Annotated in this window: 20 protein-coding genes; 6 read left to right on the top strand and 14 right to left on the bottom strand. The window is 55.0% G+C overall.

Annotated elements, in window-relative coordinates; genetic code table 11:
- Nucleotides 1–189 precede the first annotated feature (189 nt).
- The 6 genes from GOV89_RS04350 (at nucleotide 190) to GOV89_RS04320 (ending at nucleotide 5,329) form a co-directional block, all read left to right on the top strand.
- Nucleotides 190–900 (top strand): hypothetical protein, encoded by a 711-nt coding sequence (locus tag GOV89_RS04350; protein WP_171237568.1) that lies wholly within the window; start codon nucleotides 190–192, stop codon nucleotides 898–900.
- A 700-nt stretch (nucleotides 901–1,600) separates the two neighbouring features.
- Nucleotides 1,601–2,011: a Rap1a/Tai family immunity protein gene (locus GOV89_RS04345; RefSeq protein WP_171237567.1), complete on the top strand. Its 411-nt coding sequence runs from the start codon at nucleotides 1,601–1,603 to the stop codon at nucleotides 2,009–2,011.
- Nucleotides 2,012–2,180: 169 nt separating this feature from the next.
- A complete protein-coding gene (locus tag GOV89_RS22760; RefSeq protein ID WP_245224417.1) occupies nucleotides 2,181–2,750 on the top strand; it encodes a hypothetical protein in 570 nt (189 codons plus the stop codon).
- Complete coding sequence (locus tag GOV89_RS04330; protein WP_171237146.1) at nucleotides 2,740–3,105, top strand: hypothetical protein; 366 nt, start codon at nucleotides 2,740–2,742, stop codon at nucleotides 3,103–3,105. The genes GOV89_RS22760 and GOV89_RS04330 overlap by 11 nt, the downstream gene beginning before the upstream one ends.
- 191 nt (nucleotides 3,106–3,296) lie before the next feature.
- Nucleotides 3,297–4,301 carry a DUF1254 domain-containing protein gene (locus tag GOV89_RS04325; protein WP_170337759.1) on the top strand — a complete coding sequence of 335 codons (1,005 nt, stop codon included), beginning with the start codon at nucleotides 3,297–3,299 and terminating at the stop codon, nucleotides 4,299–4,301.
- On the top strand, nucleotides 4,301–5,329 hold the full coding sequence (locus GOV89_RS04320; RefSeq protein WP_209509258.1) for a DUF1254 domain-containing protein: 1,029 nt from the start codon (nucleotides 4,301–4,303) through the stop codon (nucleotides 5,327–5,329). The genes GOV89_RS04325 and GOV89_RS04320 overlap by 1 nt, the downstream gene beginning before the upstream one ends.
- A gap of 241 nt (nucleotides 5,330–5,570) precedes the next feature.
- Here GOV89_RS04320 and GOV89_RS04315 read toward each other — a convergent pair whose 3' ends face one another.
- The 14 genes from GOV89_RS04315 to GOV89_RS04250 form a co-directional block, all read right to left on the bottom strand.
- Nucleotides 5,571–5,780, bottom strand: a complete 210-nt coding sequence (locus tag GOV89_RS04315; RefSeq protein ID WP_171237564.1) for a hypothetical protein — start codon at nucleotides 5,778–5,780, stop codon at nucleotides 5,571–5,573.
- Nucleotides 5,780–5,986 (bottom strand): hypothetical protein, encoded by a 207-nt coding sequence (locus GOV89_RS04310; protein WP_171237563.1) that lies wholly within the window; start codon nucleotides 5,984–5,986, stop codon nucleotides 5,780–5,782. The genes GOV89_RS04315 and GOV89_RS04310 overlap by 1 nt, the downstream gene beginning before the upstream one ends.
- On the bottom strand, nucleotides 5,986–6,489 hold the full coding sequence (locus GOV89_RS04305; RefSeq protein ID WP_171237562.1) for a hypothetical protein: 504 nt from the start codon (nucleotides 6,487–6,489) through the stop codon (nucleotides 5,986–5,988). Before GOV89_RS04305 ends, GOV89_RS04310 begins: the two co-directional genes overlap by 1 nt.
- Nucleotides 6,490–6,844: 355 nt before the next feature.
- Nucleotides 6,845–7,186 (bottom strand): HNH endonuclease, encoded by a 342-nt coding sequence (locus GOV89_RS04300; RefSeq protein WP_171237561.1) that lies wholly within the window; start codon nucleotides 7,184–7,186, stop codon nucleotides 6,845–6,847.
- A 290-nt stretch (nucleotides 7,187–7,476) separates the two neighbouring features.
- Nucleotides 7,477–9,813, bottom strand: coding sequence for a VapE domain-containing protein (locus GOV89_RS04295; RefSeq protein ID WP_171237560.1), 2,337 nt, complete (start codon nucleotides 9,811–9,813; stop codon nucleotides 7,477–7,479).
- A gap of 69 nt (nucleotides 9,814–9,882) precedes the next feature.
- Nucleotides 9,883–10,230: a hypothetical protein gene (locus tag GOV89_RS04290; protein WP_171237559.1), complete on the bottom strand. Its 348-nt coding sequence runs from the start codon at nucleotides 10,228–10,230 to the stop codon at nucleotides 9,883–9,885.
- Nucleotides 10,230–10,871 (bottom strand): hypothetical protein, encoded by a 642-nt coding sequence (locus GOV89_RS04285; protein ID WP_171237558.1) that lies wholly within the window; start codon nucleotides 10,869–10,871, stop codon nucleotides 10,230–10,232. The genes GOV89_RS04290 and GOV89_RS04285 overlap by 1 nt, the downstream gene beginning before the upstream one ends.
- Nucleotides 10,868–11,203 carry a hypothetical protein gene (locus tag GOV89_RS04280; protein WP_171237557.1) on the bottom strand — a complete coding sequence of 112 codons (336 nt, stop codon included), beginning with the start codon at nucleotides 11,201–11,203 and terminating at the stop codon, nucleotides 10,868–10,870. Before GOV89_RS04280 ends, GOV89_RS04285 begins: the two co-directional genes overlap by 4 nt.
- Before the next feature lie 94 nt (nucleotides 11,204–11,297).
- Complete coding sequence (locus tag GOV89_RS04275) at nucleotides 11,298–11,510, bottom strand: hypothetical protein (RefSeq protein WP_171237556.1); 213 nt, start codon at nucleotides 11,508–11,510, stop codon at nucleotides 11,298–11,300.
- A gap of 3 nt (nucleotides 11,511–11,513) precedes the next feature.
- A complete protein-coding gene (locus GOV89_RS04270) occupies nucleotides 11,514–11,723 on the bottom strand; it encodes a hypothetical protein (RefSeq protein ID WP_171237555.1) in 210 nt (69 codons plus the stop codon).
- Nucleotides 11,720–12,028 carry a hypothetical protein gene (locus tag GOV89_RS04265; RefSeq protein WP_171237554.1) on the bottom strand — a complete coding sequence of 103 codons (309 nt, stop codon included), beginning with the start codon at nucleotides 12,026–12,028 and terminating at the stop codon, nucleotides 11,720–11,722. The genes GOV89_RS04270 and GOV89_RS04265 overlap by 4 nt, the downstream gene beginning before the upstream one ends.
- Nucleotides 12,029–12,109: 81 nt before the next feature.
- Nucleotides 12,110–12,577 carry a hypothetical protein gene (locus GOV89_RS04260; RefSeq protein ID WP_171237553.1) on the bottom strand — a complete coding sequence of 156 codons (468 nt, stop codon included), beginning with the start codon at nucleotides 12,575–12,577 and terminating at the stop codon, nucleotides 12,110–12,112.
- Entirely contained in the window at nucleotides 12,574–13,626 is a 1,053-nt protein-coding gene (locus GOV89_RS04255) for a hypothetical protein (protein ID WP_171237552.1), read from the bottom strand. The genes GOV89_RS04260 and GOV89_RS04255 overlap by 4 nt, the downstream gene beginning before the upstream one ends.
- Complete coding sequence (locus GOV89_RS04250) at nucleotides 13,626–13,784, bottom strand: hypothetical protein (RefSeq protein ID WP_171237551.1); 159 nt, start codon at nucleotides 13,782–13,784, stop codon at nucleotides 13,626–13,628. Before GOV89_RS04250 ends, GOV89_RS04255 begins: the two co-directional genes overlap by 1 nt.
- Nucleotides 13,785–13,875 lie beyond the last annotated feature (91 nt).

Below are 13,875 nucleotides of genomic sequence, written 5' to 3'. Positions count from 1 at the left end.
GTTTTTCGGCCCGTGAATCACGCAACCAAACGGAAATCAATGGGTCCTGAGCCTAGTACTTTGGAACCTTCCTAATGACTTTTTTTTTCCAATAAATTTTTTAGATATATTCAAGGCAAGTATTTCGCATTCTTTCATTCAATCCGTTGGTCAGTGCTTTCGAGTATAGGCAATGCGAAGACAGCACAATTGACCATACTGATGCCCATTGTTGGCTACGTAGTTGTGTTTAACACACACATAACCGATTGGTTTAAAACGACTTTACCCATTCGAGACGTAGTAAATCCCGGATTCTGGGATAACGTATACAATGATAATATGACTTACTTGTATTTCGGGCTTCTAGTTTTTGGGATCGGCGTTGCTCTGTTCAGCGCTTTTGCCCCTAATCAAGTGCGCCGCTTCGTGCATGTAGATGAATACGTTAAGTTGATGGACAGCATTGCCACGCGAAATATGACAATCGGTAGTTTTGATCGTGTAACGTCCAGTTTTTTTCATAACTTGTCTGAAGAACAGCAATCAGGAATGTACGATCAAGACAGCAATTCGTTTCCAGATGAACTAAGTGCCGATCTACATCGTCTTATTTCAGAAATTGTGGAGTCGTCAGATGTTCTCACTACTGGTGAATTCTTCACGGGATCAGGACACCTAGAATCTGCCAAAGTACTAGAAACGGTGTATTCGGTTCGTCGTGTTGAGCAGGTCTTCGGGATGGAGGTTTATGATGGAGCCTTCAAACGGCGCAAAGATGTATTCTACTTAGAACATAAAATGTTGGATTTTTCGAAACCTTGGGTCCGGGCTTTTGTCTTCTTATTTTACATTGTTGGCTTGTTTCTCTTAGCCGTACCAACCATCGCCACATCGGCTTTGATAATTACTAATTGGTAACCGGAAGAAGCGGTTGCGATGCAGAACGGTGCTGTTGACTAGGCAACAAAAAGTAAACGCCCCGATCCACGATGGAACGGACGACCGGTTGATAGGGTGCAGAACTAAAATAGAAATATGCCATGCGAAAATGGCCTAGAACTATTCCGCACGACCTGAAATGCAAGCTGGAAATTTTGCGCGAGTATCGCAGTAAACCTTCGTTACAAGACGATTGGGCCGCCATCTTTGAATGTCTCAATACGCACAACGTCCAGCTACCAGACCATCCTTTGCCGACCGAACCAGAATTGAAAGGTCCGGTCGGCAAATGGCGACAGAAAACTCGTTACCCCTCATCCCCAAAAAGACCCGCGTTCAAATGGGGGGACCCTTATTACAACGCGGGTTGCAGTTTGGGGTACTTTAGTTACGACAGGGATCACAGGTTGGATCAAAGTTCCCCGCGTCACCTTAATCTGGGATGATAGGCAACGCGGGGTTTAGTCTGACCATGGGACTGCCCAGACTAAATGGGGCATGAAAGATACGGGTCGCTACACTGGTTGGATCAATAGCCGGTACACCGCCTCAGTTCAGCGGGTGTCATTTCTCTAGACGACCAAACATCAAAGCCAGCATCCATGACGAGGTTGATTACCCTAGTTACTGCTAGGCTGATGGTTGCTCTGGTGCTTCACCCAACGCGAGCAATAACAAGATGGCCAGCAAAACCGCTGATTGGGCTGCAAGGTACGAAATGCAACAATTGGCTTTGCGAGGAGGAAAGAGGATGAAGTTTTGCGGTTTCATATTGGTCTTTACATCGGCCACTTTGGGAACAGCCGCTTTTGGGCAAAGCACAACAGTTACAGGTGGCGATCTTTTGGAGGCTTGCACCCGCGCGGATATGGACTGGATTAGTTTCTGTAACGGGTACTTTCAGGCGGCACACGATTTAGGGGTGCTTCAGGGACGTATTTGTACCGATGAATCCATAACACGTACAAATTTGGTCGAGGCATACGAGCAAATCGCGCCGACTGTTTTTGCGGACGACCCGAGTGCTAAATCCGGCCCTGCTCTGCCGGTAGTTGTTGGCGTTTTATCAGCTAAGTTTCCTTGTCAGTGATGCAAGCCGGTGGCCTTACGTACGTACAATTTTTTGGCAACGTGTATACATATATATAGAGGATCTTTTATACGTTTAGGTATTACTTTTTCAGCAATAACAATTACTTAGTGACTAGAATTCCAATTCATGCATATATTGTTCCCATCCAGAACGGGAACGACACGCAATGATCACACGCCGCACCGCACCATCCGCAGCACGAAAGTTGATCAAGCGCGTCCCGCACCTTCGATCTACCATCAATCGCCTATCTCGCGCCGAAGAACGCGGGTCGAGATCTGCGGCTGAAGAACGACGCCAGATCACCGCCCAATTCGAAGCCGACAACCGCGCGGTCACAGCCGCCATCACCCAGACCCGCGCCTTTGCCGCTGATACGGACCGTGCGGCCTTGGTACTCAGAACCCGTGACACTCACCCGCACCGGACCCCTTTGGCCCGTCTGGCAAGCCTTGCGTGCCGCCTGGGCGTTCATGGGGCAACGCTGGACCATCTGGCCGTTGCGTGCCGGGAAGTGTCCGAGCGGGCCGAAGGGTGCGCCGATGATGCTGAAGACAGGATTGATGCCAATAGCGACGAACTCCGATCAGCCAGCCTGCTGATGCTGTTGTCGGATCGCCTGCCGTCGGTCGGCTTCGACATGAAGTCACCGAAGATCAAAGCGATCCATGACGAATACCGCGTTGCCACCAGCGCAGCCGCGAAATCGAGAAAAGGGAAACCCCATGTCCGGTAATCCATTCGACGGCCCCCAACAAACCCGAGCCGGTGATCGCTTGTATTTCGAAGGTAAGGAGATCGGCGGCTCTGGGTCAGCCGGTGGTGGAGATCATGTCCTACACTATGACCCGGTCACTAAATCAGGATCACCCAATATGCAGGCATTTGCCGCGCACCTGATGGCACAGGTCCGCGCGGAACAGGCCAAACACACCGAAGCGGTCGTCAAACAAGTCGTCAAGGCGGTCAAACCGTATGAAAAGCGGATCGCACACCTTGAGCAACAGCTTGCCGCCGCACAGGCCGACGTGGTGGGCGCCATCGGTAAGGCTCTAGGGTCAGGACCTATAAACGAACGACCGCTTCTCTAAACAGCGGACGTTGGCCGAAAACGGGGCAAGGACCACAGTGCGGACAAAACAGACATTCCCTGCAGGTGCTATACATGAAAAATCACCGGCAGTCAGACGACACGAGTAAAGCAAAGTGGGTGTTGTCGCGGCGTTCGATTGAGCTACGTCACGTCGGGGCTGGTAACTCGGAAAACGATTGGGAGAAGTGAATGAAAGAAATTGTTAAGTCTGCCAGTCTCATTACTTTCGCTGCAGCGCCCGCGCTTGCTCAAGAAACTGTCACGCCCAAGACATACATCCGGGCTGAAGTCGACATGTCCTTCTCCCAGTTCCAGCTTAATGCTGGAAGTGACGTGAACCGCTTCTACTACATCCGCAAGCCGACGCCACTGGACGCGCAGGCCGTGGTACGGATGAACCGCGATACGCTTTATGCCGGCTCCGTGGTCGATACCGAGGGCGGCGCAACGATCACGATTCCTGAGTTTCCGGATGACCGCTATTTCTCTATCCTCGTCATCGACAACGACCACTACGCGCCCGTGGTCTTCTACGAGCCGGGCACTTACGAGATCCCGGGCGACACCAAATATGTCGCTCTGATCATGCGGATCCAGATCATGGACCCGAGCGATCCGGCGGATGTGGCGCTCGTCAACGATATGCAGAACAAGTTCGTCATCGAAGCGGCAAGCCACGATCTCTTCCCCGAACCGCAATGGGACGTGGACAGCATGCTCGCCCTGCGTGCCGAGTACGAAAAGGAATTCCAGAAGTTCAGCCAGTACGAGCCCGACTGGATGGGCCCGCGAGGCGAAGTGAACGAGGAAACCCGCCATCTCGCAGTCGCTGGTGCCTGGGGGCTCTTCCCGGAGAAAGATGCCGTCTACATCAACTACACCGGCCCGGCCTCAGCGGAAGCCTGCTATACGGCGACCTACGAAGTGCCGCCCAATGATGCCTTCTGGTCGATCACCGTCTACGGCGCCGACGGCTTCATGGAGAGCGACAACAACATTGTTAATGACCGCAACGTGAGCCTGAACGACGACGGCACCTTCACTGTGCACTACGGCGCTGAGGTGCTCTGCGGCGCACAGCCCAACCGCGTCGACATCAGCGACGGCTGGAACTTCTTGATGCGCATCTACCGCCCCGGCCAGGCCGTGCTCGACCGGACATACACATTGCCAGACGTCACGGAGGCAAACTGATGACCCGAACATTTGCACCTGTGTTTTTCGTCGGCATGATCTTTGCCGGTGCGGCCATGGCTGATGGCACCCAGGTCACTCTCGACAATTTTACGATCGCCGAAACTGACAAATACATGTCGGAGCACTCTGCTGAGCATGAAGTGAACACAATCCGGCATTCGCGCGAGCCATCCAGTCCGGACAACCAGTTCGTAATCACCGAGAACAAGGATGTGCTCTATAGCCATGCTGTCGTCGATACGATGGGTGGTGCGACGATCACCAATCCTGACTGGGATTACCTTTCGATGATCCAGATCATCGACGAGGCGCACTATACTCTGCACGTGCTTTATGCTGGCGAGAGCGTCACTCTGACCCCTGAGGACCTGACCACAGGCCGCTACGTGTTTCTCAACATGCGAACCGGGTTGAAATCAACGGATGAGGCCGGACTTGCAGAGGCGCACGCGCATCAGGATGGCTTCCTGATTGAGGCCGCTTCGACAGAGCCCTATGCGCCCAAGGGGTTCGATACCGAAAGCCTCGATGTTGTCAGGGCCTCGCTGGTCGCTCGAGCAGCAGAAGCAGACAAGCCGGAGTTGTTCTTTGGCCGCCCGGAGGATGTTGACCCGGAAATGTTCCTGATTGCCACAGCGAAAGGGTGGGGCGGCTTGCCTTACAAGGATGCTGTCTACATTTCGACGATCGTTCCTGAGGGCGCTTCGGCTGAAGGCGCATGTTCCGAGATGACCCTGCCGTCCCCACCTCTGAAATTTGACGACGGTGCGTTTTTCTCGGTGACGACCTACAGTGCAGAAAGCTGGATCGTCGAAGAGAACTTTGCTCTGAACAATCGGGCGGCGGAAGAGAACGCGGACGGTTCCATCACGTTCCGATATAATTGTCCGGGGCAGCCAAACAACATCGACGTGCAACCCGGCTGGACGCAGGTCATCCGCCTCTATCAACCGGAAAGTGCCGAAGCTATTACGGATTACGTGGCCCGAATTACCTCAGAGGTTAAGGTCGTTCCTATCAAATAGCGAACACGCACCTGCAAGTCTTACAGATCACCGCCGGGCACTGCCCCTCCCCCTGATATGCCCGGTGGTTCCGGGGCGGTGCTCTTCCTGTCGCCGCCCCGTCTCAGACAGAGCGAGACTGGCTGATATTTTCAACGTTTACCACCTGCATTCTAAGCCACCTAAGCCACAGGACTTAGCCAAAAACGAGTGACAGGTTTCGGCGCATCTTCAAGCGGTCGGCGTCGTTTGCTGCGCTTGGTCATTTGGTCGGCCTGTTCATGTCATCCCAGGGCCACGACCCGATCAGACCCAGACCCTTGAAACCGCGCGGTGCGTCACTGGATCGGATGTTGGCTTTCATGACGGTGAAGTAACTCGCGCGGGTCGGGTCATCTTCGGGTGGCGGTGGGTGACCGAACATGAACGTGTCGATCATAAACTGTCGGGTTGGCAGCTTCGGCCAGTCCATCAGATGCGACCCAAGCTGACATCATTCAACTCATCCCAGGGCAAGGCGTCCATCAGGGCGAAACGGCTGATCGGGATCGATACCACGTTGAGGTTATCCGACATGACGCGGAAATAGGCGATGCGGTTCGGTCCGTCTGGTGGTGGCCAGTGACCGCCCATGAGGTTTTCGACAAACCATGCGCGCGGTGGGCATGTGTCGGGCATCAGTTTATCCTCAGGCTTTCCCAATTCGGAGATCCATCATCGTGTGTTTCGATTGGTTTCGCACCGATGGTCTTGCGGTGTGGCTGGCGTTTCTTTCCATCCAGCGGGGATTTTTGCCGGTCATTCAGAACGTCTTTGCTGCGGATACCAAGATCTCGCAGGAGCGTTTGCAGGGCGCGGATCAGTTCGAATTGATAGACGTGCGCCGGGTTCTTTCCGATGGTGCCGTTGGCGTGCTGGATCGTCGGCGGTGTCGTCATCACCACGAAGCGGTTCGCGTGCATTTGTTGCTGGATCGCGGCGGCTTCAACCAGCATCAGCAGATCGGCTTCGGTCCAGTGTTCGGCATTTTCACGGTACAGGCGGGCCAGGCACTCGCGCCCGAACGCATCCAGCATTTCCGCGCCGGGAAGGTCCGGCACCGCTATGTCTTCGGCGTGTGGCTGGGCTAATTCTTCGCGCATTCCTGCGATACTGTCCGATCTTTGCTTGCGTGGTGCCATATTGCGCGATCCGATCTGATTTCGTGCATTTCGACGTAATTTGATAGTGGATTCGCCAGATATATTGCGCTGAAGTCCGAGATCACGCAACGAAGTTGCAACACGGTGAGCGGAAACGGGGATTAGCGTGCCTTTCGTTGGACCCACGCCGGTGACGAACTCCCTAACTTTGCTTGACTCGGCCCCTCCCCTAGATCGTCAGCCGACCGACCGTCAACGATCAGTCATCGTCACGTCATCGATCAGTGATCGAACCATTCATTCAACGTCGATGTTAAAGTCATCAGCAGGACAGCATTGATCACGGTGGGGTGTCTTCCAACTTGGAAAACACCAACGATCAACGAACGATCAGTCACGTGTCGTTGTCATCATCATCATCGTTGCGGTTACTCAGCTTCGACCATTCTGAACCAACAGGAAATCCATCAGCACCGATCTGTGGCGTATCCCGACGCCTACCCTTTTCACGGTGCCGTGCGTTATCGCATGGCCTGCACAGTGTCCGCAGGTTCGGTAAGAACAGCGCAAGATCAGGATGCGTTGATCGTGGCTTCACGTGATCCACAATTGCAGAGCCAGGACGACGAACATCAGCACCGCAGTTCGTGCATCTGTAATTGTCACGACGTTTCGCCAGTGTCCTTAAACGCTTCCACGCTTTGCTGCTGTAGAACGGGTGCGTCTTCTTCGGCATATAGATCGATCCTTATATGTGCTTTGGGAATTTTCGACCGCGAAAAAAACTTTCGTCAGAATCCCGTGTTTTCTGGGCCTGTAGCTGCTCTACAGCGTTTTTTATCCTTATTTTCCATTCTCTATTCTCTCTCTATTATTCTTCCCATTTCTATAGAAAGAGAGATAAGTATAAGAAAAGGCTTGGGAATTACCGGGAAAAAACCGGGAAATTTCCGTTATTTTGGGAATTTTCGTCATCACGGTTTTTCCCACGGATTTTTCCAAATCGACTCGGAAATTCCCAAACCACTACGGTTTTTTCCGAACGTACAACGGATTTTTCCGGAACGGTTCGTCCTTCTTTTTCAGGTTTGATTTGCGGAAACCCAACCCTTGCAGCATCGTTCTGATGCGCTTCAACGGCGCGGGTCGTTGGTTGGCGCAACGGCGTATTTCTTCCATGCCAATGATCGATTTGATTTCCGGAATGCAGACCGCATCCTTGCCTTCAACGTAGTTGCTGACCAACGGAAACCATTCGTCTTCATCAACCCGCTGCTTCTGGATTTCGCGGGCTTCGTCTTCCAACGCTTTGTCTAGCCACCAACCTTCACCGGATCGATATGCGGCCAGTGCTTCGGCCCAAAGCTGATCGCGATCACGGATCAGACCGTCAACGTCCAACGGCAGATCGCACGTAACAATCCAGAACCGGCGTTCGCCTTCGTGATCTTTCAGGTAGTCGTCACGGTTGGTTGATCCGGCCAGAACGCAACGCCGGGGCAACCTTTCGTTCATGTCCTGATAGGCAACTTTGTGTTCATCGTACCGACGCGTCACGAAATGGCGCATGTCTTCCAACTCGGACTTTAAGACCTTTGTCAGTTCGGCTAACTCGACAATCCATTTTCCGGCCAATCGCACGCCCATCTTTTCGTTGTCCAATCCCGGCAGATCGTCGCTGAACCATTCTTCGTTCGGTACCAATGCCGCCAGAAGGGACGACTTGCCGACGCCCTGTGGTCCTTCAAAGATCAACGCATTGTCCATTTTGCAGCCGGGTTTCATGGCGCGGGCCACTGCCCCGATCAGCCATTTGCGGCCCACCTGCGCGACGTACGCGCCGCCAGAGGGGTCAACGCCGCCATAGGCCACCAACCACCCGTCAAGGCGCGGTACACCGTCCCAGACCAGCCCGTTCAAATACTCCTGGACTGGTTCATACACGTTGTCTTCGGCCCGTTGCATCACGGCGTCGTCCACATCCTTCTGACCGATCCGGGGGAAGAAATGGTCTTTCAACACTTCGGTACGGATGCGTTTCAAATCCTTGCCGGTGATCGCGCGACCGACCGTGCGATCCACCGCCCCCGGATATGGTTTGGTCATGATGATGCGCTGCGCAAACGCATCGAATGCAAAGCAGTCGTGCCAAGCATCATAGTTGTGAAAGAAGGCGACCAGATTGGCCTTGCTGTTACGGATCACATCGCCGGTGGCTGTCAGTGCGTAATCAAACGATGGCCGGTTGGATTGCAGCGCGGGCGGTAGCTGCATGGGTGCTTCGGCCACTTCGACACCGGGCGGCATGATGATCTGGCCGTGCATCAGCATCCCTGCAACCTCGGCCTCTTTCAACCGGGCCGAATTGTGGACGCGGGTTTCCAGATCACCGGGCAACCGACCCCCGCAATCCCGTGTTGCCCAATATCGAAGCGTGCCGAAACCTGTGCTGTTATCCGGCTCGATTTCGGCCCATAGCTTCAAGGTTTCTTTCGGATCGTTTTTTTCGGCCCGTGCGGACCATTGCTCAAACATCAGCCGACCATTGTCACCAACAGCCGCTTTCAGTGCGAACGCGATCCGACGCCAGTCGTCATAGGACAGTTCGTCGTTTTTGATGCAGTTCATCACTTCCGGCACCAGCGACTTGTCGAAGGGTTCCGCACCCAACCGGCTACCGGTCCCATCGTCGTTGTTGTTCCGGGTCCGTCGGCCTTTCTTCCACCCCTTCCCTTCGATGATCTTCGCCACGTCATCGAACAGGGCGTGCAGACCGTCAGCCGTGGCAATGGGAAATCCGGCAACGCCATTTTCCGGCCAGTTCGTCCACGTGTACGGCACGCCGCTGCTGTGGGTTCCGGCAATGACAACTTGCGATCCGGTACCCTTGATTTCCAAACCCTGCGGCGGATGACCATCCTTGGTAAAGGTCTGCTGTGCGGACTTGATCGGATCGCCCTGCACCCGGAACATCCAAAGCTGTTTCGGTGCCTGTCCGGTCCGCATAGGCCACGCAGCACCCCCAACCGCGTGCATATGGGCCATGACAGCCGCAGCCAGTTCCGGGTCCAGTGTATCGGCGTCAAACGACGCAAGGTCTTCGCCTTGGATCACACCGACATTCGCGCCAAGCCGGTCAAAGCGATCCGCCATGACGGTGGACATTTTGAAGTTCGGCCAAGCACCCAAGCCATTCCACGCGCCCTGATAGAAATCACCCGGCACCTTGCCGCGTGCATCAGGATCGACACGCGACTCTTCATGCAGTTTCGCACCGTACGGAATGACCGGGATCGTGCCGGTAAATCCGACGTTCAATGCCCATCTGTGAAAGCCTGTTGGATGTGTTATATTCGGGGTCATCTTTAGTTGTCCTTCTGAGTGTGAAGGGTTTCGTTGCCCCGGCCTTGCCCCATGCAAGCCGGGGTATTTTTATTTGAGCATTTGCCGCAGAACTTCAGCCGCCAACGCCCCATCACCAAAACGTTCGCGGATCGACATGGCCATCACGATCACCATTGGATCGATAAACTGGGGCAGATGTGCCGGTGGTGGTGCCGGTATCGGCTTGGCGTACTCATAGAAACCGCCATAGCCCGGTCGTGTGGTCTTGTGGACGACCGTGAAGCCAAGGTCTTTAAGAATGCGGGTCAGGCTCTGACTGACCGACATGTTCCACGCCTCTGGTGGGTGGCCCATCTGGTCGAAAAGTTCCCGTGCGCAGACGACCGTCTCGCCCTGTGTCAGTTCGCGGATTTTATCGCCGTTGAATGCAACCATCAGATTGACCCTCCTGGATAAGGTTTTGCCGCGTGTCTCATCGCGGCCCGTGCTTCACGCTTGAATCGGTGGCTTCCCACAAAGGTCGCATACCTGTGTTTTGCTGGTCGCCTGCGGCTGTAGACCCGGTCGCCATACTTCGCCCGCAGCAGGGCCGTGCGGTTCGTCTGTCCGCGAAACTCATCCATGATCGATGCCGGGTGCAAATGTTCCAGACCCTTCACCGTCACGTCCGTCTTGATCGCGCCCGTGCCGAAATAGTCCCAGTTGCTTGCCTGATAGATCGTGCCGCGATGGCCTTGGTTCGTGTCGGCATAGGACACCACGACCGCATCACCCACTTCCCGACGTAGTAACCGCAGCGATCCGCCAATTAACCGGGACGCTTCGTGCGGTTTATTGTGGATCAGCGCGACCCGCTTCAGTTCAAGCACCCGGTCTTCGTACTCAGGTCCGCAGATCAAGCGGCCCTGTCTGGTGGCGGGCTTCCCATAGGCGGCAACACCGACAAGGGTGAAGTTATTGAACAGGCCGAAGTGGTACCGGGTCGATGGCAAACTGGCGGTGTAGTGATGCCGTTCCACAATCGGCACGGTGTCGTCCCGGCTCTGAAAACAGGTCAGATAATACGGGCGCATCATTGCATTGTCGCCTTCACCTGATCGGACATGAGGATCGCCCCGCCACCCGGCACCATGTCCAGATGGAAGTCGTCAAATGTGTGTGCGTAACGGATCAGGATTTCCGGGTACTGATTGAAATGGCGGGTCCGTATCTGACCACCATCAAGGCCGCGCCCCAAGCACTGGACGACAACGCCCCATAGATAGCCATCCGGCAAGGGTTGGATGCCTTCGGGCAATTCGTCCTTCCTGGCCCGTCTGAAGCGAAACTCGCGATCCGGGTGACGTTCGAAGAAGTTGCGATCAGCGGCAAACCAAGCTGGATCACGGGCGGTTTTTGTAATACACATTTCTCATTCCAGATGATTGGGGGGTTGCCCGTCGGCAAACTGACAACGCCCCCGGTTTCGTTCAGCACCCGGCCCTTGTGGTCGGGTGTTCGCTTTAGGCGGCTGCAAAGTCACGGCGGTTGAACAGAACACCACCGAGCCAATCGAAATAGGTCAGGTCTTTCCCTTCGTTGGTTTCCACACGAATACCGACAGCCCTGCCACCGTTTTGCAGCATGAACACTTCGGCCCGTTGGTCCGCGATCCCGCCTTCCTTCAGAATGCGTTCCTTCTCGGTCGGGTCGGTCACTTTGTATTCCGTTTTCATGTGTCAGTTTCCTTCTGTTTGGTTGATGGTTTCAGTGTCGTCCGCGTCCAATTCCAGCACCGCATCGCCACCGGCCAGCAGCGCGGACAACGTCGCAATCGCTTCGGAATAGATCGACACGCGGCTGGCGTTTTGATCCGAGACGGCTTCGAACAGGTTCGTCTGCCATGCGTCGATCTTTTCCCATGCGGTGGCCCGGTTGATCTGCATCACGCGGCCTTTCCGGTTTCTTTCGATGCGACCCAATCCATGAACTTCTGTGTGTTCACGAACTGGCGGCGACCGATTTCACTAAGCGGTGGGAAAGTGTCGTCATCTTTGACGATGTGGTGCAGCGTGGTCCGACCAACGCCCAAAACCACCTGAACGTCAGACGGGTAGTTGATCATCGGTTTTTTGAGGATCGCGCAAACCATTTCGGACAGACCGGCGGTGGTTTGCAGTTTGTGCGCTTCGGCTTCTACTGCCTTGCGCACTTCAGCAGATAACTGCTTAGACAGTGCTTCAAGATCAATCATGGTGACATCCTTTTGTTTTTGGATGCCTACCTATTAGTCACAAAAAATCCCGCGATGCTAAACGCTAACGCGGGATGAATTTCACAAAAATGCAGATGGGATGTGATCTTCCAATGTTCGGGCTGACCGGGGCTTAATCCCCTGCCCCTCTAGGATCGTGTTCACACGGTCTTTCAAAACCCGTGATCCATTCGCCTTGGACCTTAACGGCCTGCCGTATTCAACAGCAGCCTGTTTAATCGCGTCGTGTAAGGCTTCCAGTTCTTCGCGCCAACGTTCGTTACCAGCCTTTGACGCCCCGGCCTTCGCCTTCAGTTCCGCACGAACCTGATCGCGGCGTTGCCAATAGGTATCGCGATCCACCGGACCAACAACCCGACGGTCACCAAATCCACCCAAAAACCGCGCCCAACCACGGCGGACCATTTCCTGATCGACATCCGAATCCGTCACGTCGCGACCGCTGATGATGGGTGCTTTGTCGTTCGGATCGACCTGATCGCGTAATTGTTCGATCTGGTTTAGGGCTTCGCGCAGCTTGTCGGTCACATCAGCACCTGTTCCAGAGCCCCGAAGGCTTCGGCCTGCATTTCGGCCAAGATGTGACCATAGGTGCGTTCGATCATTTCCACGCTGGTGCCGCAATGCTTGGCCAACGGAAAGATCGGCACACCGGCATAGATCGCGGACGTGATGAAACCATGGCGCAGCGCGTAGGGCGTGGCGTCCAGTTCCAGCCCGTCCCAGCGGTGTTTCAGCATGTCGGGCGTGAAGGGTCGGCCATCGGTTTCCAGCAGGTTGTCGCGCGCCTGTGCGGCCCGTGCGGCAAAGAACGCGGCGACACCGGGTGTCAGTGTGATGTGACGGGTGCCGGTCTTGCCGGTCAGTGTCAGGGTGTTGCCCCGGATGTCGTGCTTGCGGGCGTTCATAATCTCACCCGGTCGCGCCCCGGTCAGCCACAGGGCTTTGACCAGATCGTGAAAGTCGGGGTCAGAATTGGAAAGTTGAGCCAGGACCAGATCAACATCTTTACGCGTCAGGATCGCAGCCGGTGCGGCCTTGGGCTCTTTCAGCTTCTTCAGTTTCGACCAATCGCCTTCGACGCCATGGGCATTCAATGCGGCTTTCAGCGTGCCGACGGCCTTGTTGACCGTGGCGATTCCGCGATCCGGGGTGATCAGATCGTCGCGCCATTTGTTCAGCGTGGCCAATCGCACATCCGCGATCCGTTTTGCCCGAAGATCGGACATTAGATTGATGTGGCTTTGGATGGTGGCAACGCCGCGCTTGTTCTTCGTCAGACCGGCCCGCTTCACATAGCTGTCCAGTGCTTCACCGATGGTATGCAGGGCGGTGGGTTTGTCATCCGCTTCCACTTCCATCTTGCGCACCAGATCGGCTACCTGATCGAAGGTCATGTCATCGACCGGACCCAGACCTTTGTCGGGCCGTCCCGGTACCCGTGCGCCCCATGTGCGGCCCGTCTTGCCGACCCGCATCAGGACATAGCGTTTCGAGCCCAAGGGGTGCGAATAGTAGCTTGTGCGGGGCTTGAGCGCGTCCCGCTTCGCCGGGTTGGACAGGTCAACGCGTGCCATCAGATCGACCCCAGCAATACGGACACCACGACAAAGGACAGGACGAAGCAAACCGCTGCGGTCGCCATGCCGGTGATCAGGTCAGGCTTGGGTGCCACCCGGATCGTCAACGGTTCGGCAACAGGCTGGCGGGTATGAAAGTCGATAACGTTGGTCATGTCAGTTCCAGTTGTTCAAAGATTTGTTCAAGAATGTTCATATACCGAAATGAACACGCCTGAACAGCCTTTTGAACCGAGCTGAACTAAA

The organism is Ruegeria sp. HKCCA5763 (assembly GCF_013034545.1).
GTDB lineage: Bacteria > Pseudomonadota > Alphaproteobacteria > Rhodobacterales > Rhodobacteraceae > Ruegeria.
The sequence above is the reverse complement of the archived record's forward strand: the minus strand, read 5'-3'. Positions and strand labels throughout refer to the sequence as shown.